Below are 25659 nucleotides of genomic sequence, written 5' to 3'. Positions count from 1 at the left end.
CGACCCATTCGAGGGTTCTTCATGGCTTCTCACGACAACAAGAAACAGCGCTCCTTGCAGCACGGCCTGACCTCGCGCCAGGTGTCCATGATTTCCATCGCCGGCATCATCGGCGCCGGCCTGTTCATCGGCTCGTCCAATGCCATTGCCACCGCCGGCCCGGCGATCCTCATTTCCTACGCCATGACCGGCCTGCTGGTGCTGCTGGTCATGCGCATGCTGGGTGAAATGGCCATCGCCAACCCCAACAGCGGCTCGTTCTCGACCTATGCCAGCGAGGCCATCGGCCCGTGGGCCGGGTTCACCATCGGCTGGCTGTACTGGTGGTTCTGGGTACTGATCATTCCGGTCGAAGCCATCGCCGGCGCCGACATCCTGCATGCCTACTTCCCGGGCGTGCCCTCGTGGCTGTTCGCCTTCCTGATCATGCTGGTGCTGGCGGGCACCAACTTGGTCAGCGTGAAGAACTTCGGTGCGTTCGAGTACTGGTTCGCCTTGGTCAAGGTGGTGGCGATCATTGCGTTCATCGTGGTCAGCGGGTTGGCGGTGTTCGGGTTCTGGCCGCTGGCCGAGGTGTCCGGGGTCAGCCGCCTGTGGGACCACGGCGGCTTCATGCCCAACGGCTTCGGCACCGTACTGGGTGGCGTGCTGATTACCATCTTCTCGTTCTTCGGTGCCGAAATCGTCACCATCGCCGCTGACGAAACCGCCAACCCGAAAGACAAGATCCGCCGTGCCACCAACCTGGTGGTCTACCGCATCGCCATCTTCTACCTGGCCTCGATCTTCCTGGTGGTGTCGCTGGTGGCCTGGAACGACCCGGCGTTGAAGGCGGTCGGTTCATTCCAGCGGGTGCTGGAGGTGTTGAACGTGCCGGGGGCCAAGCTGCTGGTCGACCTGGTGGTGCTGGTGGCAGTGACCAGCTGCATGAACTCGGGCCTGTACACAGCCTCGCGCATGCTCTATTCGCTGGGCGCGCGCGGCCAGGCGCTGAGCATGACCAAGCGCATTTCCGGCTCCGGGGTGCCGACCGTGGCCGTGCTGTTCTCCACCTTGGCAGGCTTCGCCGGTTGCCTGGTCAACTATGTTTTCCCTGGCAAGGTGTTTGGCTTCCTGTTGTCTACCACCGGTGCCATCGCGTTGCTGGTGTACCTGGTGATCGCCGTGTCGCAGCTGCGCATGCGGGCCCGCGCCGAACGCGAAGGGCGCCCGCTGGAGCTGAAAATGTGGCTGTTCCCTTACCTCACGTGGCTGGTGATTGGCACCATTGTCATGGTGCTGGGCTACATGCTGTTCAGCGATGCCTACCGTTATGAAACACTGATGACCGCCGGGGTGACCCTGTTCATCCTGCTGGTGTCGCTGACCCAGCGGCGTGGCCGCGTGGTTGCGCAGGCCGCCTGATGTTTCTGCTTTAATGGGGGCGTTGCGCGCCCCCTTTTTCATCAGCACAGGAAGCGTATGAACGACCAGCCCCTTTCCCTCCAGGCCATGGCGGCACCAGACGGTACCTGCTACGGCTGCGGTTGTTCCCACCCCAGCGGGTTGCACCTGCAAAGCCATTGGCATGCCGATGGTATCCACCTGGTCTGCAGGCATGCCCCGGACAGCACCTTCAGCGGTTGGCCAGGCCTGGTGTACGGCGGCCTGCTGGCGATGCTGGTGGATTGCCATTCCAACTGGACCGCCATGGCCTACCACTACCGGCACGAAGGCCGCGCGCCGGGCAGCTTGCCGCGCATCGACTGCGTAACCGGCACGCTCAACCTGACCTACCTGAAACCCACCCCGATGGGCATCGAATTGCTGCTCAAGGCCCGGGTAGAAGGTGAAGTAGGGCGCAAGAGCCGGGTGATCTGTGAAGTCTGGGCTGGCGATGTGCTGACCGTGACGGCGGACTCGGTGTTCGTCCGCGTCGATACCGAAAAACTCAAGCTCAAGGCCCACGGCCAGGGCTGACCAGCGTCGGTTTCAGAATGCGCCTGGTCGCTCGTACGCAACCCTTCGGCGGCATAAGTGCCATGCTTGCAGGATGCCGTCGGACCAGCGCACGCAGATGCGCGGCCGTCAGCGAGGAGGCCGCCGCCATCGCGCAACCGTGACGTTGCCGGCGTGCCGCAGCAGAACACGCTGGATACCTGCCATTACAACAAAACAGGCAGGGTCCGTGATGCCGAGGTCCGCTGTATGCCTGATGAATTGCTCCACCTGCCCGTTATCCAGCGCATTCTGGCGCGCGACAAAGACACCCCCGGCGCCCTGTTGCCGATGCTGCATGCTATCCAGCATGACCTGGGCTACATCCCCGATGCCGCCGTTCCCGAACTGGCCCATGCCCTCAACCTCAGCCTGGCCGAGGTGCGTGGGGTAATCAGTTTCTATCATGATTTCCGCACTGCGCCGCCGGCACGCCATACCTTGCGCCTGTGCCGCGCCGAGTCGTGCCAGAGCCGTGGCGCCGAGGCACTCGCGGCGCAGCTGCGTGAACAGCTGGCACTCGACGACCATGGCACCAGTGCCGACGGCGCCATCAGCCTGCGCCCGGTATATTGCCTGGGCGCCTGCGCCTGCTCACCCGCGCTGGAACTCGACGGCCAGGTGCATGCACGGCTCACCCCCGAGCGCTTGCGCGCCTTGGTCAATGCCTGCCAGGAGGATGCAGCATGCTGAAGCTGTTCATTGCCTGTGATTCGGTCGCCCGCGCCGTGGGCGCCGACCAGGTCGCCGAGGCCTTCCAGCGCGAAGCCGAGCGGCGCCAGTTGCCGCTGGAAATCCAGCGCACCAGCTCGCGTGGGCTGTACTGGCTGGAGCCGCTGGTCGAGTGCGACAGTGCGCAAGGCCGCCTCGGCTTTGGCCCGGTTACCGCACAAGACGTGCCGGCGCTGCTCGATGCCCTGGCCGGTGAGCCCGCCGAGCACCCGCTGGCGCTTGGGCCGGTCGAGGCCATCCCCTACCTCAAGACCCAGCAACGGCTGCTGTTTGCCCGCGCCGGCATTACTCGCCCGTTGTCGCTGGACGACTACCGGGCGCACGGCGGTTTCGCCGGCCTTGAAGCCGCGGTAGCGCTGGACGGCGCCGAAGTGGTCGCTGCCGTGCTGGACTCTGGCTTGCGCGGCCGCGGTGGTGCGGCCTTCCCGGCGGGTATCAAGTGGCGCACCGTGCGGGACGCTGGCGCAGGCCAGAAGTACGTGGTGTGCAATGCCGACGAGGGCGACTCCGGCACCTTTGCCGACCGCATGCTGATGGAGGGCGACCCGTTCCTGCTGATCGAAGGCATGATCATTGCCGGCCTCGCCGTGGGCGCCGACATGGGCTACATCTATGTGCGCTCGGAATACCCCGATGCCATCCGTGTGCTCGAGCAGGCGTTTGCCATCGCCCGTGCGGCCGGTTACCTGGGGGCCAACGTAGCCGGTAGCGGCCGGGCTTTCGAGCTGCAGGTACGGGTGGGGGCCGGCGCCTACATCTGTGGTGAAGAAACCGCACTGCTCGAATCGATCGAGGGCAAGCGCGGCATCGTCCGCGCCAAGCCGCCACTGCCCGCGCTGCAAGGCCTGTTCGGCTTGCCGACATTGGTCCACAACGTGCTCACCCTGGCCTCGGTGCCGATCATCCTGGCCAAGGGCGCCGCGTTCTACCGTGACTTCGGCATGGGCCGCTCACTGGGGACCATGCCGTTCCAGCTGGCCGGCAATGTGCGCCACGGCGGCTTGGTGGAGCGGGCTTTTGGCCTGACCCTGCGCGAGCTGGTAGAGGGCTACGGGGGCGGCACGGCCAGCGGCCGGCCGCTGAAAGCTGCGCAGGTCGGCGGCCCGCTTGGCGCCTGGGTGCCACCCAGCCACTTCGACACGCCGCTGGACTATGAAGCCTTCGCCGCCCTGGGCGCGATGCTCGGCCATGGCGGTGTGGTGGTCGCCGACGACACCCTGAACATGGCCAGCATGGCGCGTTTTGCCTTGCAGTTCTGCGCCGAGGAGTCGTGCGGCAAGTGCACCCCGTGCCGCATCGGCTCGACACGGGGCATGGAGGTGGTCGACCGCTTGATCGCCAGCAGCGAAACGGGCGAGCGCCATGACCACGCCCTGTTGCTGCGCGACCTGTGCGACACCATGCAGTACGGTTCGCTGTGCGCCATGGGTGGCATGACCGCCTACCCGGTCGCCAGCGCCCTCAAGTACTTCCCCGCCGATTTCGGGCTGACCACCACGGAGGCCGCACAGTGATCAACTTCTTCGACCCGCAAACCGACCTGGGCACCCCGGCTCGCGACAGCGACGTGCAGGTCAGCCTGAGCATCGACGGCCGTGCCATCAGTGTGCCGGCCGGCACCTCGGTGATGCGCGCCGCGGCCATGCTCGGCACCAGCATCCCCAAACTGTGTGCCACCGACAGCCTTGAAGCCTTTGGCTCGTGCCGCATGTGCATGGTGGAAATCGAAGGCATGCGCGGCTACCCGGCGTCGTGCACCACGCCGGTCAGCGAAGGCATGGTGGTGCGCACCGAAACCCCGCGCCTGGCCGGCTTGCGCCGCAACGTGATGGAACTGTACATCTCCGACCACCCGCTGGACTGCCTCACCTGTTCGGCCAACGGCAACTGCGAGCTGCAGACCGTGGCCGGGCAGGTTGGCCTGCGCGAGGTGCGCTATGGCTATGACGGCGCCAACCACCTGGCTGAGAAAAAGGACGTTTCCAACCCGTATTTCGACTATGAACCGAGCAAGTGCATTGTCTGCAGCCGCTGCGTGCGCGCCTGCGAGGACATCCAGGGCACCTTCGCCCTGACCATCACCGGGCGTGGTTTCGAGTCACGGGTGGCGGCGGCCGGCGGGGACAATTTCCTGGCTTCGGAGTGCGTGTCGTGCGGCGCCTGTGTGCAGGCCTGCCCAACCGCGACCCTGACGGAAAAAAGCCTGGTGCAACTGGGCCAGCCCGAGCGTTCGGTGGTCACCACCTGTGCCTACTGCGGTGTGGGTTGCTCGTTCCGCGCAGAAGTGAAAGGGGACAAGCTGGTGCGCATGGTCCCGGACAAGAACGGCGGTGCCAACCATGGCCACGCCTGCGTCAAAGGGCGTTTCGCCTGGGGCTACGCGACCCACCCGGACCGCATCACCAAACCGATGATCCGCAAGCGCCTGGAGGACCCGTGGCAAGAGGTCAGCTGGGACGAGGCGGTGAACTACGCCGCCAGCGAATTGCGCCGTATCCAGCTCAAGTATGGGCGTGACTCCATTGGCGGCATTACCTCCAGCCGCTGCACCAACGAAGAAGCGTACCTGGTGCAGAAACTGGTGCGTACGGCGTTCGGCAACAACAACGTCGACACCTGTGCCCGGGTCTGCCATTCACCGACCGGTTATGGCCTGAAGCAGACCCTCGGCGAGTCGGCAGGTACGCAAAGCTTCGACTCGGTGATGCAGGCCGACGTGATACTGGTGATCGGTGCCAACCCTACCGACGCCCACCCGGTGTTCGGCTCGCAGCTAAAGCGCCGCCTGCGCCAGGGCGCGCGGCTGATCGTGATCGACCCACGGCGTATCGACCTGGTCGACGCGCCGCACGCCCGTGCCGAGCTGCACCTGCAACTGCGCCCTGGCACCAACGTGGCCATGCTCAACGCCTTGGCCCATGTGATCGTCACCGAGGGCCTGCTGGCCCAGGGCTTCATCGATGCCCGCTGCGAAACCGAAGACTTCGCCCGCTGGCGCGACTTCGTCAGCCGTGCCGAGAACGCCCCGCAAGTGCTTGGCCCGGTGTGTGGCGTAGCGCCAGAGCAGATCCGCGCCGCCGCCCGGCTGTACGCCACCGGCGGTAATGCGGCCATCTATTACGGCCTTGGGGTGACCGAGCACAGCCAGGGCAGCACCGCGGTGATGGCCATCGCCAACCTGGCCATGGCCACCGGCAACATCGGCCGGGAAGGGGTAGGGGTCAACCCACTGCGCGGCCAGAACAACGTGCAAGGTTCGTGCGACATGGGGTCGTTCCCCCATGAGTTGCCCGGTTACCGGCATATCTCCAACCAGGCGGTGCGTGAAGAGTTCGAGCAGGCCTGGGGCGTGACCTTGCAGCCCGACCCAGGCCTGCGTATTCCCAACATGTTCGAGGCAGCGCTGGACGGTAGCTTCAAGGCGCTGTACTGCCAGGGTGAAGACATTGCCCAAAGTGACCCCAACACCCAGCACGTTACCGCTGCCTTGCTCGCGATGGAGTGCGTGGTGGTACAGGACATCTTCCTCAACGAAACCGCCAAGTTCGCCCACGTGTTCCTGCCGGGCAGTTCGTTCCTGGAAAAAGACGGCACCTTCACCAACGCCGAGCGGCGAATTTCACGGGTGCGCAAAGTCATGGAACCGCTGGCCGGCAAGGCTGACTGGGAAGCTACCATCGCCCTGGCAGACGCCCTGGGCTACCCGATGCACTACCGCCACCCGTCCGAGATCATGGATGAAATCGCCCGCCTGACCCCGACCTTCCGCCGGGTCAGCTACGCCGAAATCGAACGCCATGGCAGCCTGCAATGGCCCTGCAACGAGGCCGCGCCGGATGGCACGCCAACCATGCACATCGACCAGTTCGTACGGGGCAAGGGCCGCTTCATGCTCACCGGCTATGTGCCGACTGACGAAAAGGTCAACAGCCGCTACCCGCTGTTGCTGACCACCGGGCGCATCCTCAGCCAGTACAACGTCGGCGCGCAGACGCGGCGCACCGGCAACGTGGCCTGGCACGACGCCGACCGCCTGGAAATCCACCCCACCGATGCCGAAAGCCGGGGTATCCAGGACGGCGACTGGGTCGGCATTGGCAGCCGTGCCGGGCAGACGGTGCTGCGCGCCAAGGTCAGTGCGCGGGTGGCCGCGGGGGTGGTGTACACCACGTTCCACTTCCCCGAGTCGGGGGCCAACGTGATCACCACCGACAACTCCGACTGGGCTACCAACTGCCCCGAGTACAAGGTCACGGCGGTGGAGGTGGTCAAAGTGTTCCAGCCTTCGCAATGGCAGCAGCGCTATCAGGACTTCAGTGACGAACAGCGGCGCCTGCTGCAGGAGCGCCGCACAGCGGAGAAAGCCGAGGTACGCCAATGAGCAGCGCCAGCCTGGTCAAGATGGCCAACCAGATTGCCCATTACTTCGACAGCGAGCCTAACCGAGCGCTGGCCGTGCAAGGGGTACGCCAGCATCTGCAAAGCTTCTGGACGCCGGCCATGCGCAGGCAGTTGCTGGAGTGGATTGCAGCCAACGACGGGGAGGGGCTGGACCCGAAGGTGCGTGAAGCATTGGGCTGACGGGTACCTGCGGCCTTGTGCAGGCGCGCCGCTGTGGCGCGCCTGCAGGGGGCGTCAACCCCGGACCCGTTCGGCCAGCTTGGTGCTGGTTTCTTCAAGCTTGAGCACCAGCACGTCGCCCTTCAGCTCATCGAGTACCACCTCTGCAGTATTGCCAATCAACGCCCCGGTAATCCCTGTGCGGCACACCGTACCGATCACGGTCACCACCGCATCCAACCGCTGCTCGGTATGGGGGATAAGCACATCTGCCGGTCCTTCAGCCACGTGCAGGCGTTCCTCGCTGATGCCGTACTCGGCCTGGAACGCCTCGCACGCTTTACGGTAGCGTGCCTCGATGGTTTCGCTCAACTGGTAGACCGGGTCGGCCGCCGACAGCATGGGCGACGGGTGTGCGCTGATGACATGCAGCTCGCCCTTGGCCAGCGCGGCGATGTCATGGCCATGGTCGATGATGCTGGCGTGCAGGCGGCGGTGATCCTCGTCCTGGTTGCCAACGTCCACCGCGGCCAGAATCCTGCCGCCAGTCCACGGCCGCTCGCTCTTGACCATCAGCACGGCACACGGGCATTGGCGCAGCAGTTTCCAGTCACCGGGGGTGAGCAGGGCCTTTTTCAGCGGGTTGTCGGGGCGGTGTTCCTTGATCACCAGCTCACAGCCTTCGGCCTGCTGCACGTCGATGATGGTGTCGTGCAGGTTATCGCGCCAGGCCTCTTCGTGGGAGACATTGTCATAACCGTCGTCGTGCAGTTGGCGGCTCAGCACGCTCAACAGCGCGCTGTGGTCATGCCGTTTGTCGCACATCAGCAGGTGCAGGCGCGCGCCGGTGACGCCTGCAATCAGCTTGGCCCGGGTCAGTGCCCGGCTGTGGGCGTGTTCGGGGTCGAGCACCACGAGAATGCTGCGGATGGCTTGCATGGGCGTTAACTCCAGTCAAAGGGGGCGACCAATGCCTGACTATAGTCCCCGCTGCCCGCGCGGGCGCTTGATACACATCAAGCATAGCCACTGGCGCCGACCGCCGCCGCCGGTATAATCGCCAGCCCTGCCTGTTCCGTGTGGTTGCATGCTCATGTCCCTGACCCCCGAAATCGATGCCTTCCTGGGCTGCCCGACGCCAGACGCCTGGATCGAAGCAGCGCTGGCCGACCAGGAAACCTTGCTGATCGACCACAAGAACTGCGAATTCAAGGCCGCCAGCACAGCCCTGAGCCTGATCGCCAAGTACAACACCCACCTTGACCTCATCAACATGATGTCGCGCCTGGCGCGCGAGGAGCTGGTGCACCACGAGCAGGTGCTGCGCCTGATGAAACGCCGTGGCGTGCCGCTGCGGCCGGTGTCGGCGGGGCGCTACGCATCGGGGCTGCGCCGGCTGGTGCGCGCCCATGAGCCGGTCAAGCTGGTGGATACGCTGGTAGTCGGGGCGTTCATCGAAGCGCGCAGCTGCGAGCGCTTTGCCGCGTTGGTGCCGCACCTGGATGAAGAGCTGGGCCGTTTCTACCATGGCCTGCTGAAAAGCGAGGCGCGCCATTACCAAGGCTACCTGAAACTGGCGCACCACTATGGGGATGCGGCGGACATTGCCCGCCGCATTGAACTGGTGCGCGCGGCGGAAGCGGAGCTTATCCAGTCACCCGACCAGGAGCTGCGCTTCCACAGCGGGATTCCGCTGGCGCAAGCCGCCTGAAGCGTGCCGCCGGCGCGGCCGCCCGGTCAGTTGCGCCGGCCCAGCAGCAGGCCCACCACCATGCCGAGGCCGGCGGAAATGGCCACGGTTTGCCACGGGTGGCCACCGATGTAGTCCTGCGTGGCGTTGACCATGGGCTGCGCCTTGTCACGCATGTTTGCGGCGGCCTGGCGTGCCTGTTTCAGCTTCAGGCTGACCTGCGCGCGCAGGCTGTCGGCTTCTTCGCCAACCAGGGCAGCGCTGTCGTTGAGCAGCTTCTCCGATTCTTCGATCAGCGCCTGCAACTCACTGAAGACCTGGTCCTTGATTTGATCGCTGTCGGCCAGCGTGGCTTTTTTCCGGGCCATTAAAGTGTCCTCGTCGATGGGTGGTTTGAACAATGGATACTTGCGCGCCGGAAAAGTTGCGTCGGCGTGAGGTTGGCGCGTTGGTGTAAGATAGCCGCCATTTACGGTCTAGCAGGTGATGCATGAGTTTCAATCTGGCCAACATGAGCTTCGAGGAACGGGCGCAGATCGAGGCAGAGAAGGCCCGGCTGTTCGAAATGTGGCAGACCAACCTGGGCAAGGCCAAGGGCGAAGCCGCCCGGCTGATCGCCGAGAAGCCACGGCGCAAAGGCAAGTGGGCCGAGTGGGTGCGCGCTGAGCTGGAGGGCATGTCGCCGCCCGAATACGCCAGCATGGTCCGCAGCGAAGTCAACAAGCTGATGGCAGCAGCCAGCGCCAACCGCTGAGCGCCCGCTGGTTACCAGGTGGTCCCTTTGGGCAGGTCCAGCTTGCCCTCGTCGGTGAAGCGCACGGTGCCCAGTGGCCCGCTGGCCAGCTTGCCGCGTAGCTTGTAGGGCAGGCCCTGCAGGGTACCCACCTGGCCCAGCCCATAGGCCTGGCGCAGGAAAGAGAACGCCGTGATGCTCACCGGCACCACGATCACTGCCTCGTCGTAGCGGCCAATGTGCCCCTGCTGGTCACTGACCCCGGCAGCCAGTGGCTGGCCGTTCACCTCCAGGTCGAGGGCGATGCCGTTGTAGTCGATTGCCTCTTCGTTGGGGTTCTGCACCCGCATTTTCACGGCCATGCGCAACTCCAGTTCCTGCCCCGGCAGCGGTTCTATGCCGATCACGCTGATATTCAGCGGGTCGCGTGGCTGCAGGAGCGCGCAGGCCGCCAGGCTGCTGGTCAGGCACAGGGCGATGAGCAGGCGGGTGTAGCGGTGCAGTCGGGCAACCATGGGTACGACCTTGCCTAAGTGAACGAGCCGTCAGTGTGGCAAATGCGCGCCGGCGTTGAAAGTGTTGGGTTAGATGAAAGATACTGTTTCTCATTAACAGCCGATAACTTCTCTTACTGGTCGTTCCCAAACCCATGCTGACTTCACCTGTGTCGGGCCTGCTGGCGAGTTTCCAGGAGCACTACGACGACTTGCTGCAGTTCCTGACCCGGCGCATGAGCGACCGCCAGCGTGCCGCCGACGTCGCGCAGGAAACCTACCTCAAGCTGGTGAACATCGACGAGCAGGCGTTGCCGGTGCTGCACGCGCGCAGTTTCATCTTCCGCGTGGCGGGTAACCTGGCCATCGACGCCCTGCGCCGCGAGCAACGCATCGCGGCCAGCCACGATGATTGCGACGGGGCAGGCGAGCTAGCCTGCCCAGCGCCAGCGCCCGAGGCGGTGTTGCTGGCGCGTGAGCGCCTGCAACTGCTCGATCAGGCGCTGTTGCAGTTGCCCTGCAAGGCCCGCCAGGCCTTGTTGCTGAACCGCGTCGACGGCCTGACCCAGAAGCAGGTCGCGCAACGCCTTGGCGTGTCGGAAAGCATGGTGGCCAAGTACATTGGCCAGGCCCTGCGCCATTGCCGCCGGTGGCTGCAGCAGGCGGGCGTAGCGGCCTGCGGGGTATTGCTGGTCACTGCCCTGGTCGCCTGGCAGCAGGCGCCGGTGTTGTTGGCCGATTACCACACTGGCGTGGGTGAGCGGCAGGTCGTGACGTTGGCCGATGGCACGCGGGTCACCCTGAACAGTGCCAGCGCCTTGCGTGTGGTATTCAGCGAGCATGAGCGGCGCGTGGTGCTGGCTGCAGGTGAGGCACTGTTCGAAATGGCCGATGATGCCCGGCCGTTCGTGGTGGACATGGCCGGTGCAGCGGTGCAGGGCCGTGCCGCCACCTTCAGCGTGCGCCGTGATGGGCACGTGGTACTGGCACGGGGCGAGGCCAAGGTCGGCGAGCAGCCGTTGGCAGTAGCGGCGGATGCCGGTGCCCAGTTGGCCTGGCAGCGCGGCAAGCTGATTTTCAATGGCAAGCCGTTGGGGCAGGTGCTGCAAGAGCTGGAGCGTTACCGGCACGGGCGCATCGTGCTGTCCGACAGCAAGCTGGCGGCGATGGAGGTGAGTGGGGTCTTCGACCTGGATGAGCCGCAGGCGCTGTTGCGCACCCTGGAGCAGCGGTATGGGCTGAAGGTGACCTACCTGCCTTGGTTGGCCGTGGTGCATTGAGCGGCCAGCGCAGAAAAAATTTGCAGTGGCCACTGCAAGTTCCTGCAAGCCAGATCGTCGTAGTGGGACTGATCAGCAACTCATTCTCATTTACGACTTGCCAGGAAGCGCCTACGTGTCTCTGATGCCCAAGCCTTTGCCCCGCCGCCGCGGTTCACTTCACCATGCCCTGTTGTCTTGCAGTGCCCTGGCCATGCTGACCGGCCCGCTGCAGGCGGCTGCTTCGACCACCGCCGAAAACGCCCAGCTGCAGGCCCGGCAGGTTCAGCTCGACCTGCCTGCGCAGCCGCTGGACCAAGCCCTGACCTCGTTTGCCGACCAGGCCGGCCTGCACTTGCTGTACACCACCGGCGATGTCGCCGGCCTGGCCGGCCCGGCCCTGCGCGGCAGCTACAGTGTCGAGCAGGCGCTGCAACAATTGCTGGCCGGTAGTGGCATGCGCTGGCAATTCAGCGATGCCCGCACGGTGACCCTGCGCAAGGCCGAGGCTGCGCCGCAGGCGGTCAACCTCAAGCCGATCGAAGTCAGTGTGGCTTCGCGTACCAGTACGGCAATCAGCGAAATCCCCGGGACCGTGTGGGTGGTCGACCAACAGCAACTGCGCGAACAGATCGACAGTGGCGTCAGCCTGAAGGAAGCCATCGGCAAGCTGGTGCCGGGCCTGGACCTGGCACCGGAAGGGCGCACCAACTACGGCCAGAACATGCGTGGGCGCAATGTGCTGGTGATGATCGACGGGGTCAGCCAGAACAGCTCGCGGGGGCTGTCACGCCAGTTCGACAGCATTTCGCCGTTCAATGTCGAGCGCGTCGAAGTGCTGTCTGGTGCCAGCGCCATCTACGGCGGGGGCGCCACCGGCGGTATCATCAACATCGTCACCAAGAAGGGCGAACCCGGGCCGGCCCGTTTCGAGACCCAGTTAGGTGCCAGCAGCGGCTTCAACAACAGCGACGACCTGGCCACCCGCTTTGCCCAGTCGATCAGCGGCGGCAACGAGCGGGTCAATGCCCGCCTGGGTATCTCCGGCGAGCAGAACGAAGCGTTCTACGACGGGGCCGGCGAGCAGATATTCATCGACAACACCCAGACCGACCTGCAGTACAACCGCACGGTCGATGTGCTCGGCAGCTTGGGCATGCAGTTGAACGAGCAGCAAAGCCTTGACCTGCTGGCCCAGTATTACGACTCGGGCAACCACGGCAGCACCGGTATCTACTTCCCCAACCTGAACTACAACGCGCCCTCCGACCTGGAAGATGCCGAGCTGCGCAGCGGTTATTCAGCCGGCCTGGAGCCGCGCACCCGGCGCCTGCTGCTCAACGCCAACTACCACCACAGCGACGTGCTCGGCCAGGACTTCTACCTGCAAGCGTCGTACCGCAAGGAAGACGACAACTTCTACCCGTTCCCGTACTACAACCGGGCCACCCCTACAGGCTCGCGGGGGGTGTATTTTGCTGCCTCGCAGCAGAACTTCGAGGTTTCCAGCCTCAAGGGGTTGTTCGCCAAGCAATGGGACACGCTCAAACTGACCTATGGCGTGGACCTGGACCGCGAGCGCTTCAGTGCCGAGCAGACCACCTTCAACGCACAGACCTCGTCCGAATCCGGTGGCCTGGACCTGGAGAAGGAGAGCAAGGCCGCACGTTACCCGAGCTATCGGGTGGATGGCGTTTCGCTGTATGGCCAGCTGGACTGGCGCGCCACCGACAACCTGACCTTGTCTGGCGGCGCCCGGCGCCAGCAGATGGACGTGGATGTCAGCGACTTCAAGGGCGTGCCCGGCGGCAGTAACGATTACCAGGTCAACCTGTTCAACGTCGGCGCCATTTACGACTTCAAGAATGGCCAACAGGTGTGGGCCAACTATGGCGAAGGCTTCGACCTGCCAGACCCGGCCAAGTACTATGGCAAGCCGGGCCTGAGCGTGGCAGACAACCCCCTGGCCGGGATCAAGAGCCGTCAGGTGGAGCTGGGCTGGCGCTATGCCGACCTGGACTGGGACGCCCAGGCAGCGCTGTACTACATCTGGTCGGACAAGATCATCAACGTCGACTCGCAAACGCTGACCATCAATGTCGAAGAGCAGAAGAGCCGTGACTTCGGCTTTGAAGGGGCATTGACCCGCCACTTCCAGAGTGGTTGGGAAGCGGGCGGCACGCTTCACCTGACCCGCTCCGAGGAAGAGGCGGTCGACGGCGGCTGGATCAAACGCGATGCCCGCTATGCGTCGTTGTCGAAGGCCACCGGTTTCGTTGGCTGGAAGGGTGACGGCCGCAGCGCGCGGTTGCAGGCCAACCATGCATTCAGCCTGAGGGACGATGCCGACCATGAGATCGACGGCTACACCACCTTCGACCTGCTGGCCAGCCAGGACATCGGTTTCGGCACCTTCAGCGCGGGTATCCAGAACCTGCTGGACAAGCAGTACAGTACGGTCTGGGGGCAGCGCGCGACGCTCTTCTATTCGCCGACCTACGGGCCGGCGTACCTGTACGACTACCAGGGGCGCGGGCGCACCTATACGCTGACCTGGAGCATGGCTTACTGAGCCAGGGCGCAGGGCAGGGGTGCCTGGGGCCCTTTGGGTTGAGCATTCAGTATGGGTTGCCGGGGCCGCTTTGCGGCCCTTCGCGACGCAAGGCCGCTCCTGCAGGCACCGTGCTTGGCTTTCAGGCGAAGGCCGCCAATACATCTACGGCGAATGCCTGCTGTGCCTCGCCGGCCACCTGCGCCCGGTGCCGGGCCAGGGTAAACGGCACGACAAAATCCAGCCCCGGGTCCAGTGCCCACAGCTGCCCCTCGGCCTCCCAGGCCAGGGCGCTGTGACACGGCAGATAACCAATGTGCCTGCCCGAAAGAATGAACGTCAGCACGCTCTCGATCTGTTCCGCCACCGCCATGCCGTGCCTGCTCTGGAACGGCTCGTCGCCTTCGATGAAACGGTACGGGTGGCGCACTTGGTCCTGCTCCAGCAAACGCTGGCGCGGCACCTGCGGCACGCCGAACAAGGGATGCCCTTTGCCGCAATACAGCCGCTGCCGTTCCTCGAACAAGGGCTGGTAGTCGAACGCTGCCTGTTTACCGGAAAAATAGCTGATGGCGTAGTCCAGCCGCTGCTCCAGCAACAACCGCTCCAGCTCCGCCGGTGGCGCACTGATCAGTTCCAGTTGCACCGACTCGACGCGGCGGCGAAATGCCGCGATCGCCGCCGCCAGCTTGAGGCTAACCTGCTTGTCCTGGTTTTCCGCCAGGCCGATGCGCACGGTGCCCAGCAGTCGTCCGGCAACACCGTTGGCCTGCTGGCGGAACTGCTCGATGTTCAGCAGCAGCGCGCGCGTGGCTTCCAACAGCATCCGGCCTTTCTCGGTCAGCCGGAACCCCCCCTTGCCCCGGCTGCACAGGCGGTAGCCCAGGCGCGTTTCCAGCTGGGCCATGCGTTGGCTGATGGTTGGCTGGCTCAAGCCCAGCAGCCCCTGTGCAGCGCTGAAGCCACCGGCCTCGGCTACAGTGACGAACAGCCGCAGCAGGTGCAGGTCGGGGTCATGCACTTGTCCGAGCATTGCATTGCTCCTGGTGAATGTCAGCTTTGCAAACTTGCCATTTCTTCAATGTAACCCGGCTGACATGCTCGCGGCATCCACCCATTTGCCGAGGTGTCTGTCATGCGTTCATCGTTGTGCCTGTTGTCGCTGGTACTGGCCTTGCCGCTGCAAGCCGAAGAGAAAGTCGTGAACCTTTACAGCTGGGCCGATTATGTCGCCCCGCAGACCCTGCAGCGCTTCGAGCAGGAGACCGGCTACAAGGTCCGCTACGACACCTTCGATACCACCGAAGTGCTGGAAACCAAGCTGCTTACCGGGGGCAGCGGTTACGACGTTGTCGTGCCGTCCGCCACAATGTTGGCGCGGGCGCTGAAGGCCAATGCCCTGCAGCCGTTGCAGGCTCAGGCCATGCCTGGCTATGCCAACCTCGACCGCGACCTGCTGGCCAAGCTCGCCGAGGCCGACCCCGGCAACCGTTACGCGGTGCCTTACACCTGGGGCACGCTGGGCCTGGGGGTGAACGTACAGGCGGTGCGCCAGCGCCTGGGCGAGGTACCGCTGGACAGCCTCGACCTGCTGTTCAAGCCCGAGTACGCCAGCCGCCTTAAAGACTGCGGTATCGCCATGCCCGACTCGCCGCAGGAAGTGATCGGCGTGGCCCTGAACTACCTGGGCAAGGACCCGTACAGCCAGAACAAGGACGACCTGGCAGCTGCACAGAAGCTGCTGGGCCAATTGCAGCCGTCGATCAGCTACGTTGCCAATGGCCGGCAGATCAGCGACCTGGCCAACGGCAGCGTGTGCCTGGCGCTGACCTACAACGGCGATGCCGCCATGGCCGCCGACCAGGCCCGGCGTGCCGGCAAGCCGTTCGAGGTGATCTACCGCATCCCCCGCGAGGGCACGCTGGTGTGGCAAGACAACCTGGCCATCCCCAAGGATGCACCTCACCCGGAGGCGGCGCGGGCGTTCATCGCCTTCATGCTCAAGCCTGAGTCGGTGGCGGCGCTGACCAACACGCTGTTTTTCGCCAACGCCAACCAGGCCGCCACGCCGCTGGTGGATGAAGCCGTGCGCACCGACCCGGATATCTACCCACCGGCCGAAGTTCGTCAGCGGCTGTTCGCCGACCGCAGCATGGCCCTGGCCGACCTGCGCCAGCGCAACCGCCTGTGGACTGCCTTTCGCAGCCGCCAATAACCCTGCAGACCGAGGAGCCCGACCGTGGAGCAAGCCTTGAACAACGACCAGGCCATTACCCGCGACAGCCTGTATGGCACTGCCGCCGAAAGTACCTATGCCGGCATCACCAGTTTTGCTCGCCGCCGCTACAGCCGCGACCTGCGTGGGGTGGATGTGGTGGTCAGCGGCGTACCGTTCGATACCGCCACCAGTAACCGGCCCGGCGCACGCTTCGGCCCCAGGGCCATTCGTGCCGCCTCGGTGCAGCAGGCGTGGGCCCGCCACTGGCCCTGGGCGTTCGACCCCTTCGACCACCTGGCGGTGATCGACTATGGCGACTGCGCCTTCGACAGCGGTACGCCGCAGTCGGTACCCGGCAGCATCGAAGCCCATGCCGAACGCATTCTGCAAGCCGGCTGCGCGATGCTCACCCTGGGCGGCGACCATTTCATCAGTTACCCACTGTTGAAGGCCCATGCCCGCCACCATGGCCCGCTGGCGCTGGTGCATTTCGATGCGCACAGCGACACCTGGCCGGACGAGGAGGGCAAACGCATCGACCATGGCACCATGTTCTGGCATGCCGCCCGTGAAGGCCTGGTCGACCCCGCCCACTCGGTGCAGGTCGGCCTGCGGACCACCAACGACGACAGCCAGGGCTTCGCCATCCTGGACGCCCGGCAGGTGCACCGGCAGGGCACCGAGGCGGTCATTGCGGCGATTCGCCAGCGCGTGGGCGAGCGCCCGGTGTACCTGACCTTCGATATCGACTGCCTGGACCCGGCCTACGCGCCTGGCACCGGCACGCCGGTGTGTGGTGGCTTGAGCACGGTGCAGGCACTGGAGATTCTCGGCGGGCTGCGCGGCATCAACCTGGTAGGCATGGACTTGGTGGAAGTGGCACCGGCTTACGACCATGCCGACATCACCGCCCTGGCCGGGGCAACCCTGGCGATGGAGATGCTGTGCCTGTATGCCGCGCGGCACAAGGTCGATACCGGCCAATGAGGGCGGGGCCGCCAGCGGCCCCCACGGCGCCTGCTGAAACATCAGGATGCAACTCCACCTGCTTTCACACATCTGGCCGCGAACCCCTGGCGCCTCAGGCTATCAAAGCCAGCAGGCGCCGCGTTTTCGTACAGGAGGTGAAGCATGAGTCCGACATTGCCCACGCTGGCCCTTGGCCTGGCCTTGTGCCTGCCCGTGCACGCGGCTCCGCAACCACCGTTGCAGCTCGCTGCCGACTACCGCAACCCGTACAACAGCCCGATTCAGCGCGCCAACCCCAACAGCCGCCAAGGCAGCCTGCCGGCCACCCCGCCGGTGCGCGGCCCGTCTACCGAGCCGCAACAGCGTGTGCCCACGCTGGACAACCGCGGCATCGGCAATGGCGACAACCTGCGTCGCCAGCAGCAAACCCCGAACCTGGAACCGTCCCGGCCAGCGCGCGACAACCCGCGTGCGCCATAAGCCCACTTGAAAGGAATTGTGCATGCTCCGAGCACCCTGGCTAGCCACCCTGACCGCCGCTGCGCTGCTGCCCCTGCTGGCCCAGGCCGCGTCCGAACAGCAGTTTCCCAGTGAAGAAGGCAGCCTGACCGTCAGCACCGTGGCCGATGGCCTGCGCAACCCATGGGCACTGGCTTTCCTGCCGGGTGGCAAGGACATGCTGGTCACCGAGCGTGCCGGCAACCTGCGCCTGGTCAACGCCGAGGGCAAGGTCGGCCCGCCCATCAATGGCGTGCCGAAAGTGTGGGCCGAGGGCCAGGGTGGCCTGCTGGATGTAGCGTTGTCGCCAGACTTCGCCAAAGACCGCACGGTCTACCTGTCCTTCGCCGAGGAGGGCAGTGACGGCAAGGCCGGCACGGCGGTCGGCCGCGGGCAATTGTCCGAAGACCGCGCCCGGCTGGAGAACTTCAACGTGATCTTCCGCCAGCAGCCCAAGCTGTCGGTGGGTAACCATTTCGGCTCGCGGCTTGTGTTCGACCGCGATGGCTACCTGTTCATCGCCCTGGGCGAGAACAACCAGCGCGCTACCGCGCAGGACCTGGACAAACTGCAGGGCAAGGTCGTGCGAATCTGGCCGGATGGCAAGGTGCCCAAGGACAACCCGTTTGTCGGCAGGGACAATGTGCGGCCGGAAATCTGGTCGTATGGCCACCGCAACCAGCAAGGTGCTGCGCTCAACCCTTGGACTGGCAAGCTGTGGACCCACGAACACGGCCCGCGCGGTGGTGATGAAATCAATATTCCCGAGGCCGGCAAGAACTACGGTTGGCCGGTCGCCACCCATGGCATCAATTATTCGCTGCTGCCGATTCCCGAGGCCAAGGGCAAGCATGTCAAAGGTATGGTCGACCCACACCATGTCTGGGAGAAGTCGCCGGGCATCAGCGGGATGGCGTTCTACGACAGCCCCACCTTCAAGGCGTGGGACCACAACCTGTTCATTGGTGCGCTGGCCACGCAGGAACTGATCCGCTTGCAATTGAAGGGTGACAAGGTGGTGCATGAAGAGCGCCTGCTCGGTGATCTGAAAGCGCGCATCCGCGATGTACGGGTGGGGCCGGATGGGTATGTGTACGTACTCACCGATGACAAGGATGGCGCGCTGCTCAAGGTCGGCCTGAGCAAGGAGCCCTGAACCTGGCGCGCCCTAGGCCGTGTAGAATGCGGCATGGCCATGACCCCGCAATTCCTTTACCAGCAAGCCCTGGCGACCCAGGGCTATGTCGCCGACCCTGCCCAGGCGCGCGCCGTTGACGCCTTGCAGGGCTGTTTTCAGGCCCTTGAACAGGGCCGCCCGGCCCAGGGTATTTACCTATGGGGGCCGGTCGGCCGTGGCAAGACCTGGCTGATGGACCAGTTCCATCGCTGCCTGACCGTGCCCAGCCGACGCCAGCATTTCCACCATTTCATGGCGTGGGTGCACCAGCGCCTGTTTCAGCTGAACGGCACTGCCGACCCATTGCAAGCGCTGGCCCGGGAGCTCGCCGGCCAGATCCGGGTGTTGTGCTTCGACGAACTGTTCGTCAACGACATTGGCGATGCGATCATTCTTGGCCGGCTGTTCCAGGTGCTGTTCGACGAGGGCGTGGTGGTTGTCGCCACGTCCAATCAGCCACCCGAGCAACTGTACCGCGACGGTTTCAACCGCGAGCGCTTCGTGCCGGCTATCGCCGCAATCCAGCGCCATATGCAGGTGCTGCCGGTGGCTGGCGGGCAGGATCACCGCCTGCACCCCGGCGCAGCGCAGCAGCGCTACTGGGTGGTAGAGGCGGGGCAGGCCAGCCGGCTGGGCGAGGTGTTCCGCCAGCTTGGCCCCGACGATGGCGGCACCGACCGGCCGTTGCCGATCGGCACCCGGCAAGTCCAAGTGGTGCGCCGCAATGACCACGCCATCTGGTGCCGTTTTGCCGACCTGTGCGAGCAACCCCTGGCAGCTGTGGATTTCATGGCTTTGTGCGACCGTTTTGCAGCCATTCTGTTATCGGCAGTGCCGGCGCTGGGCGGTGAACAGCGGGCGGGGCGCATTGCCCGTGGCACCGAGGATGCGGCGTTGCGGGTAGCGGCGGGCGATCGCCAGCTACCCGCCTTGTCGCCCAACGACGACGCGGTGCGCCGGTTCATTGCCCTGGTCGACGAGTGTTATGACCGCCGGGTGGCATTGTACCTGGAAGCGCACGTACCGCTGGATGCCCTCTACACCCAGGGTTACCTGGCGTTCCCTTTTCAACGCACCCTGAGCCGGCTACGGGAGATGCAACTGCAGCGGTTTGGAGGGGGCTAAGCCCGACAGCCGCTCAGCGCTCAGCGCCCCAACCATTCGATCAGCGTGCGGTTGAACCTGACCGGCTCTTCGATCTGCGGCGCGTGCCCCATGCCTTCGAAGGTGATCAGCTCACCCTTGGGGATCAGCTTGGTCACCTGCGGCCCCAGTTCGGCGTACTTGCCCAGCCTGGCCTTGACCTGCGGCGGCGCGATATCACTGCCGATCGCCGTGCTGTCCTTGTCGCCGATCAACAGCAAGGTGGGCATCTGCAGGTCCTTGAACTCGTGGTACACCGGCTGGGTGAAAATCATGTCGTAGATCAATGCCGAGTTCCACGCCACCGCTTCATGCCCGGGGCCCTGGTTGAGCCCCACCAGCATCTGCACCCAGCGCTCGTATTCCGGCTTCCAGCGGCCCGCGTAATACGTTTTGCGCTCATATTCTCGTACACCCTCGGCATTGAGCTTCAGCTCGCGGGCATACCACTGGTCCACGGTACGGTAGGGCACGCCAAGCGCCTTCCAGTCTTCCAGGCCGATCGGGTTGACCATCGCCAGCCGCTCGACCTGTTGCGGGTACATCAACGCGTAGCGGGTGGCGAGCATGCCGCCTGTTGAGTGGCCGAGCACGCTGGCACGCTTGACCCCCAGGCGATCCAGCAGGGCATGGGTATTGTCTGCCAGCTGCTGGAAGCTGTACTGATAGTGCGCCGGTTTGCTGGACGTGCAGAAGCCGACCTGGTCGACGGCGATCACTCGGTAGCCGGCCTTGCTAAGCGCCTCGATGGTGGTTTCCCAGGTAGCGGCGCAGAAGTTCTTGCCGTGCATCAACACCACGCTGTGGCCGTTGGCCTGGCCTTGTGCAGGCACGTCCATGTAGCCCATCTGCAGGGCCTGGCCCTGGGACTTGAAGTCGAAATGCTGGAGCGGATGCGGGTAGCGGAAACCTTCGAGCTGGGGGCCGAAGGTGGGCGATTCGGCAGCGACGGCCGAACCGCCGGCCAGGCACGCCAAGGCCAGAGCTGTTGCGCGCAGCATGGGGGAACTCCCTGTAGAACCTTGTAGGAAAAAAGCACTGTAACAGCCCATGGACCAAGGGGAGGGCGAAAGGTGTTACCGAGCGTGAAACCAGCCCAGGGTGATCATGGTGAGCACTGCATAGCGCCCTGCTTTGGCCACGCTCACCAGCAGCAGGAAGCGCCAGAACGGTTCACGCATGATCCCGGCAATCAGCGTCAAGGGGTCGCCAATCACCGGCATCCAGCTGAGCAGCAGCGACCATTGTCCCCAGCGCTGGTAGCGCTGCTGCGCACGCGCCAACTGCGCGGTGCTGAAGGGGAACCAGCGCTTGTCGCGCAGGTGCTCGATGGCCCGGCCCAACAGCCAGTTCACCACCGAACCGAGCACGTTGCCCAAGGTGGCGACCAGCAGCAGGGTGGCCCAGGCCTCGGGCTGGCCCAGCAACAGCCCGACCAGCACGGCTTCCGATTGCAGCGGCAGCAGGGTGGCGGCGCCAAAGGCACTGAAAAACAGCGCCCACAGGCCGAGCATCAGTAGTTGGCGACCACGGTGTCCTGGCCGCCCTGGGTCACCCCGATCACTTGGTAGGCATCCTTGTGGTCGCCCATTTCCATGCCCGGTGAGCCCATCGGCATGCCCGGCACGGCCAGGCCCTTGAGGTCGTTGCGCTGGCTCAACAGGCGTACCTGTTCGGCCGGCACGTGGCCTTCGACGAACTTGCCGTCGATCACACCGGTATGGCACGAAGCCAGGCGTGGGGCCACGCCCAGGCGCTGCTTGACGACGCTCATGTTCGGTTCGACATGGTCGTTGACGGTGAAACCGTTATCGCGCAGGTGGCTGATCCAGGCCTTGCAGCAGCCGCAGTTGGGGTCGCGGTACACGTCGATGGTGTCGCCAGCCTGGGCCAGGCCGCTCATGGCCAGCAGGCCCAGGGTCAACAGATGTTTACGCAGCATGTCGCAACACTCCTTCAGAGCAAACCGGTCCATAGTACAGGATTCTCAGCGGGTGGCTGCTTCGGGGCAAGGTCACGCATCAGCAATGCGTGGTCGAGGGCGACCTGTTCCGGAATCGGCAGGTAGACCACGTGGCCATCACCCGGCGCTACCTCGATGGCCTGCCGCTGACCGTTGCACAGGCGCTGCAAGTCGAAATGGTAGTTGCCGCGCGGGGTCATCAGCTCGAGGTGGTCGCCCACCCTGAAGCGGTTCTTCACCTTGACCTCGGCCAGGCCGTCGACGCGCACCCCGGTCAGCTCGCCAACGAACTGCTGGCGCTCGGACACCGAGTTGCCACGCTGGTAGTTCTGGTACTCGTCGTGCACGTGGCGGCGCAGAAAACCTTCGGTGTAGCCCCGTTGTGCCAGCGACTCCAGGTTGTCCATCAGCGCGCGGTCGAAGGGGCGCCCGGCCACTGCGTCATCGATTGCCTGGCGGTACGCCTGCACGGTGCGGGCGCAGTAGAAATGCGACTTGGTGCGGCCCTCGATCTTCAGCGAATGCACGCCCATGCTGACCAGGCGTTCCACGTGCTGGATGGCGCGCAGGTCCTTGGCATTCATGATGTAGGTCCCGTGCTCATCTTCGAACGCCGGCATTTCGCTACCGGGACGGTTGCTTTCCTGCAGCAGGAACACCTGGTCGGTCGGGGCGCCCAGGCCCAGGGTGGGCTGCACTTGGCGAACGATGTCGCCCACGGCGTTCTCGGTGGCGGGCGTGGCATCGTACTTCCAACGGCAGGCGTTGGTGCAGGTGCCCTGGTTGGCATCACGCTTGTTGAGGTAACCCGACAACAGGCAGCGGCCGGAGTAGGCCATGCACAGGGCGCCATGCACGAACACTTCCAGCTCCATGCCCGGCACCTGTTGGCGGATTTCGCCGATTTCTTCCAGTGACAACTCGCGTGACAGGATCACCCGGCCAAGGCCCATGCCTTGCCAGAACTGCACGCTGGCCCAGTTTACCGTGTTGGCCTGTACCGACAGGTGCACCGGCATGTCTGGAAAATGCTGGCGCACCAGCATGATCAAACCGGGGTCGGACATGATCAGCGCGTCCGGCGCCATGGCGATCACCGGTGCCAGGTCCTTGAGGAATGTCTTCAGCTTGGCGTTGTGCGGGGCGATGTTGACCACGACGTAGAAGCGCTTGCCCAGCGCGTGGGCCTGGGCAATGCCCAGTGCCAGGTTGGTGTGGTCGAACTCGTTGTTGCGCACCCGCAAGCTGTAGCGCGGCTGGCCGGCATAGACCGCGTCGGCGCCATAGGCAAAGGCATAGCGCATGGTCTTGAGGGTGCCGGCAGGGGCCAGGAGTTCGGGCTTGCTGATCAGTGTCATGGTGCGCACCGGGGCAAAGGGCGCGGATGCTAAGGCACGGGGCTGGCGCATGTTTTGATATATATCAACGGATGTAGCGGCACTTTTGGCCAAGCGGCGCGAACTAATATCGCATACGCCATTCGAGGACCTGCAATGAACGAAACTGCCCTACAGAACAAAGCCCTCGCGGTTCTCCTGGCGCTGGTGACCATCGCATTCGTGTGGATCCTGCTGCCGTACTACGGCGCGATATTCTGGGCGGTTGTGCTGGCTATCCTGTTTGCCCCGCTGCAGCGCAACCTGGTGATGCGTTTTGGTCGCCGGCGCAACCTGGCAGCGATCACCACGACCATGATCTGCCTGCTGGTGGCGGTGCTGCCGGTGATCATCACCAGCCTGCTGCTGGTGCAGGAAGGCGCGACCCTGTACCAACGGATCGAAAGCGGGCAGCTGGACATTGCCGGTTACGTCGAACGGGGCAAGGACATGCTGCCGGCGTTCGCGCAAAACGGGCTGGACCACCTGGGCGTGGGCAACCTCGATGGTTTGCGCGACAAGATCACCAAGTGGGCGACCCAGGGCAGCCAGGTGCTGGCCAGCCAGGCCTTCAGCTTTGGCCAAGGTACGTTCGAGTTCCTGATCGGCTTTGGCATCATGATGTACCTGCTGTTCTTCTTCCTGCGTGAAGGCGCCGATGTGGCCCGCCGTGTGCGCCTGGCCGTGCCGCTGCCCGAGCACCAGAAACGCCGCTTGCAACTGAAGTTCAACCGCGTGGTGCGGGCCACGGTCAAGGGCAACGTGCTGGTGGCCGTGACCCAAGGTGCGTTGGGTGGCTTCATCTTCTGGGTGCTGGATATTCCCAGTGCGCTGGTCTGGGGGGTGCTGATGGCGTTGCTGTCGCTGCTGCCGGCGGTGGGCGCGGGCATTGTCTGGGCACCCGTGGCCGTCTACTTCCTGCTGACCGGGGCGATATTGCCGGGCATCATCCTGACCGCGTTCGGGGTGCTGGTGATCGGCTTGGTGGATAACCTGCTCCGGCCGATTCTGGTAGGCAAGGACACGCGCATGCCGGACTACCTGATCCTGGTATCCACATTGGGTGGGTTGACGGTGTTCGGGCTCAACGGCTTCGTTATCGGGCCGTTGATCGCGGCGCTGTTCATGTCCAGCTGGGCGATCTTCGCCGAGGCAAAGCCACAGGTGCAATTGCCGCAGTGACGGCCGGCCATGGCAGTTGCGCGGTGTGCCCAAGGGCTGGTGTTTTCGCGCCAGCGGCCTAAGATGGCCGGTGACTGGGCCCGGAACAACCGATGAGCACGAAAGATACGATCTCCATGCAACTGGTGCGTGAGGCGCTGATGCAGACCTGCCCAGCGGGCGAAGCCAATGCCGCCCTGCTGGCGCGTGCCGGCATCGATGCCAGTTGCCTCGACCTGCCCGAGGCGCGCGTTGCCGCGCAATCCTATGCGCGCCTGTGGCGCTTGCTGGCCCGGCGCTGCAATGACGAGTTCTTTGCCATGGACCCTCGCGGGCTGCGCACTGGCAGCCTGGCGTTCATGTGCCGTGCGAGCATGGCTCAGCCAACCCTGGGGCAGGGCCTGGAAACGGCCCTGGGCTTTCTGGCACTGATGCTCGAAGACCTGCAGCCGTGCCTGGTGCGCCAACCGGGCCTGGCCGAGATCGTTATCAACGAACCGCGCGCGGAGCCGCGCCGTGCCTTCACCTACTTCACCTTCTGGATGATCGTGCATGGCGTGGCCTGCTGGCTGGCCGGGCGGCGCATCCCCATCCTAGCGATCGACCTGCGCTGCGCCGAGCCACCGTTCTGTGATGATTACCGGGTGATGTTTTCCGAAAGCCTGCAGTTCGGCCGCCCGCGTACGCGCATGATCATCCCCGCCGATTGCCTTGGCCTGGCAGTGCGGCGCAGCGAGCAGGAATTGCAGCGTTTTCTTGCCGAAGCGCCCGCCAACATCCTGGTGCGTTACCGTGACCCGTCCAGCCTGGCGCGGCGCATTCGTACCGATCTGCTGCGCCAGGCACCTGCACAATGGCCAGCGCTGGAGCACCTGGCGCAAACGCTGTGCCTGTCTGCTTCTACGCTGCGCAGGCGCCTGGCCGAAGAGGGGCAGACCTACCAGGGGCTCAAGGACAGTGTGCGGCGCGAGCTTGCCACCACCTGGCTGGTCGGCGCCGAGCCAACCATGGGCGAAGTTGCCGAACGGCTGGGTTTTGCCGATGCCAGTTCGTTCTACAAGGCCTTTCGCAAGTGGTTTGGCTGCAACCCGGGGCAATATCGCGCGGTGGTCCAGGCTCGCCACGCAACTGATTCCGTCTGCTGCACACAGCGCCAAT

Annotated in this window: 24 protein-coding genes and 1 pseudogene; 17 read left to right on the top strand and 8 right to left on the bottom strand. The window is 64.7% G+C overall.

Translation table 11 applies throughout. The annotated features are described in order from the left end of the window. Positions 1-21: 21 nt before the first annotated feature. The 6 genes from EGJ22_RS00255 (at position 22) to EGJ22_RS00230 (ending at position 7290) form a co-directional block, all read left to right on the top strand. Positions 22-1404 (top strand): amino acid permease, encoded by a 1383-nt coding sequence (locus EGJ22_RS00255; RefSeq protein WP_029885288.1) that lies wholly within the window; start codon positions 22-24, stop codon positions 1402-1404. Between the two features lie 57 nt (positions 1405-1461). After that, positions 1462-1959 carry a PaaI family thioesterase gene (locus EGJ22_RS00250; RefSeq protein ID WP_029885287.1) on the top strand — a complete coding sequence of 166 codons (498 nt, stop codon included), beginning with the start codon at positions 1462-1464 and terminating at the stop codon, positions 1957-1959. A gap of 228 nt (positions 1960-2187) precedes the next feature. Continuing rightward, a complete protein-coding gene (locus tag EGJ22_RS00245) occupies positions 2188-2670 on the top strand; it encodes a formate dehydrogenase subunit gamma (RefSeq protein WP_029885286.1) in 483 nt (160 codons plus the stop codon). Beyond that, the gene (locus EGJ22_RS00240; RefSeq protein WP_029885285.1) at positions 2664-4223 is read left to right on the top strand and encodes an NADH-quinone oxidoreductase subunit NuoF; all 1560 of its coding nucleotides are present in this window, start codon (positions 2664-2666) and stop codon (positions 4221-4223) included. Before EGJ22_RS00245 ends, EGJ22_RS00240 begins: the two co-directional genes overlap by 7 nt. Then, positions 4220-7090 carry a formate dehydrogenase subunit alpha gene (gene fdhF, locus EGJ22_RS00235; RefSeq protein ID WP_029885284.1) on the top strand — a complete coding sequence of 957 codons (2871 nt, stop codon included), beginning with the start codon at positions 4220-4222 and terminating at the stop codon, positions 7088-7090. The genes EGJ22_RS00240 and fdhF overlap by 4 nt, the downstream gene beginning before the upstream one ends. Continuing rightward, a complete protein-coding gene (locus tag EGJ22_RS00230; protein WP_009684206.1) occupies positions 7087-7290 on the top strand; it encodes a formate dehydrogenase subunit delta in 204 nt (67 codons plus the stop codon). The genes fdhF and EGJ22_RS00230 overlap by 4 nt, the downstream gene beginning before the upstream one ends. Before the next feature lie 54 nt (positions 7291-7344). On the opposite strand, the gene EGJ22_RS00225 is transcribed toward EGJ22_RS00230, so the two are convergent. Next, complete coding sequence (locus EGJ22_RS00225) at positions 7345-8208, bottom strand: universal stress protein (protein ID WP_029885283.1); 864 nt, start codon at positions 8206-8208, stop codon at positions 7345-7347. Between the two features lie 154 nt (positions 8209-8362). Here EGJ22_RS00225 and EGJ22_RS00220 point away from each other — a divergent pair, with 154 nt between their 5' ends. Beyond that, positions 8363-8980 carry a tRNA-(ms[2]io[6]A)-hydroxylase gene (locus EGJ22_RS00220; protein ID WP_009684203.1) on the top strand — a complete coding sequence of 206 codons (618 nt, stop codon included), beginning with the start codon at positions 8363-8365 and terminating at the stop codon, positions 8978-8980. 26 nt (positions 8981-9006) lie between these two features. Here EGJ22_RS00220 and EGJ22_RS00215 read toward each other — a convergent pair whose 3' ends face one another. Further along, the gene (locus tag EGJ22_RS00215; protein WP_029885282.1) at positions 9007-9327 is read right to left on the bottom strand and encodes a YqjD family protein; all 321 of its coding nucleotides are present in this window, start codon (positions 9325-9327) and stop codon (positions 9007-9009) included. Between the two features lie 122 nt (positions 9328-9449). On the opposite strand from EGJ22_RS00215, the gene EGJ22_RS00210 reads away from it, so the two are divergent. Continuing rightward, positions 9450-9713, top strand: coding sequence for a hypothetical protein (locus EGJ22_RS00210; RefSeq protein WP_009684201.1), 264 nt, complete (start codon positions 9450-9452; stop codon positions 9711-9713). A gap of 11 nt (positions 9714-9724) precedes the next feature. Here EGJ22_RS00210 and EGJ22_RS00205 read toward each other — a convergent pair whose 3' ends face one another. Next, positions 9725-10207: an LEA type 2 family protein gene (locus EGJ22_RS00205; RefSeq protein WP_009684200.1), complete on the bottom strand. Its 483-nt coding sequence runs from the start codon at positions 10205-10207 to the stop codon at positions 9725-9727. A gap of 134 nt (positions 10208-10341) precedes the next feature. On the opposite strand from EGJ22_RS00205, the gene EGJ22_RS00200 reads away from it, so the two are divergent. Both EGJ22_RS00200 and EGJ22_RS00195 read left to right on the top strand, forming a co-directional pair. Continuing rightward, the gene (locus tag EGJ22_RS00200) at positions 10342-11466 is read left to right on the top strand and encodes a sigma-70 family RNA polymerase sigma factor (protein ID WP_029885281.1); all 1125 of its coding nucleotides are present in this window, start codon (positions 10342-10344) and stop codon (positions 11464-11466) included. Positions 11467-11590: 124 nt separating this feature from the next. Further along, positions 11591-14017 carry a TonB-dependent receptor gene (locus tag EGJ22_RS00195; protein ID WP_064314352.1) on the top strand — a complete coding sequence of 809 codons (2427 nt, stop codon included), beginning with the start codon at positions 11591-11593 and terminating at the stop codon, positions 14015-14017. 121 nt (positions 14018-14138) lie between these two features. Here EGJ22_RS00195 and EGJ22_RS00190 read toward each other — a convergent pair whose 3' ends face one another. Continuing rightward, positions 14139-15029 carry a LysR family transcriptional regulator gene (locus EGJ22_RS00190; RefSeq protein WP_029885279.1) on the bottom strand — a complete coding sequence of 297 codons (891 nt, stop codon included), beginning with the start codon at positions 15027-15029 and terminating at the stop codon, positions 14139-14141. A 102-nt stretch (positions 15030-15131) separates the two neighbouring features. Here EGJ22_RS00190 and EGJ22_RS00185 point away from each other — a divergent pair, with 102 nt between their 5' ends. The 5 genes from EGJ22_RS00185 (at position 15132) to zapE (ending at position 19983) form a co-directional block, all read left to right on the top strand. Beyond that, positions 15132-16211 (top strand): extracellular solute-binding protein, encoded by a 1080-nt coding sequence (locus EGJ22_RS00185; protein WP_029885278.1) that lies wholly within the window; start codon positions 15132-15134, stop codon positions 16209-16211. Positions 16212-16235: 24 nt separating this feature from the next. Continuing rightward, positions 16236-17201, top strand: a complete 966-nt coding sequence (speB, locus tag EGJ22_RS00180) for an agmatinase (protein ID WP_029885277.1) — start codon at positions 16236-16238, stop codon at positions 17199-17201. A gap of 144 nt (positions 17202-17345) precedes the next feature. Continuing rightward, a complete protein-coding gene (locus tag EGJ22_RS00175; protein ID WP_009684192.1) occupies positions 17346-17663 on the top strand; it encodes a hypothetical protein in 318 nt (105 codons plus the stop codon). A 22-nt stretch (positions 17664-17685) separates the two neighbouring features. Further along, positions 17686-18837: a PQQ-dependent sugar dehydrogenase gene (locus tag EGJ22_RS00170; RefSeq protein ID WP_029885276.1), complete on the top strand. Its 1152-nt coding sequence runs from the start codon at positions 17686-17688 to the stop codon at positions 18835-18837. Between the two features lie 33 nt (positions 18838-18870). Then, the gene (zapE, locus tag EGJ22_RS00165; protein ID WP_029885275.1) at positions 18871-19983 is read left to right on the top strand and encodes a cell division protein ZapE; all 1113 of its coding nucleotides are present in this window, start codon (positions 18871-18873) and stop codon (positions 19981-19983) included. Between the two features lie 20 nt (positions 19984-20003). On the opposite strand, the gene EGJ22_RS00160 is transcribed toward zapE, so the two are convergent. The 4 genes from EGJ22_RS00160 to yegQ all read right to left on the bottom strand — a co-directional run bounded on the left by EGJ22_RS00160 (position 20004) and on the right by yegQ (position 23322). After that, positions 20004-21002 (bottom strand): alpha/beta fold hydrolase, encoded by a 999-nt coding sequence (locus tag EGJ22_RS00160; protein ID WP_029885274.1) that lies wholly within the window; start codon positions 21000-21002, stop codon positions 20004-20006. 75 nt (positions 21003-21077) lie between these two features. Beyond that, on the bottom strand, positions 21078-21515 hold the full coding sequence (locus tag EGJ22_RS00155) for a YqaA family protein (RefSeq protein WP_009684188.1): 438 nt from the start codon (positions 21513-21515) through the stop codon (positions 21078-21080). Beyond that, positions 21515-21943, bottom strand: a complete 429-nt coding sequence (locus EGJ22_RS00150; protein WP_029885273.1) for a DUF411 domain-containing protein — start codon at positions 21941-21943, stop codon at positions 21515-21517. The genes EGJ22_RS00155 and EGJ22_RS00150 overlap by 1 nt, the downstream gene beginning before the upstream one ends. A 14-nt stretch (positions 21944-21957) precedes the next feature. Then, positions 21958-23322, bottom strand: coding sequence for a tRNA 5-hydroxyuridine modification protein YegQ (yegQ, locus tag EGJ22_RS00145; protein ID WP_029885272.1), 1365 nt, complete (start codon positions 23320-23322; stop codon positions 21958-21960). A gap of 135 nt (positions 23323-23457) precedes the next feature. Here yegQ and EGJ22_RS00140 point away from each other — a divergent pair, with 135 nt between their 5' ends. Together EGJ22_RS00140 and EGJ22_RS26345 are read left to right on the top strand one after the other, a co-directional pair. Beyond that, positions 23458-24522: an AI-2E family transporter gene (locus EGJ22_RS00140; protein WP_009684185.1), complete on the top strand. Its 1065-nt coding sequence runs from the start codon at positions 23458-23460 to the stop codon at positions 24520-24522. Between the two features lie 92 nt (positions 24523-24614). Beyond that, a pseudogene (locus EGJ22_RS26345) lies at positions 24615-25628 on the top strand (AraC family transcriptional regulator); the annotation flags it as partial. Positions 25629-25659 lie beyond the last annotated feature (31 nt).

Source organism: Pseudomonas sp. p99-361 (assembly GCF_003935475.1).
Classification (GTDB): Bacteria; Pseudomonadota; Gammaproteobacteria; order Pseudomonadales; family Pseudomonadaceae; genus Aquipseudomonas; species Aquipseudomonas juntendi.
This window is presented reverse-complemented; position numbering and strand designations above follow the sequence as displayed.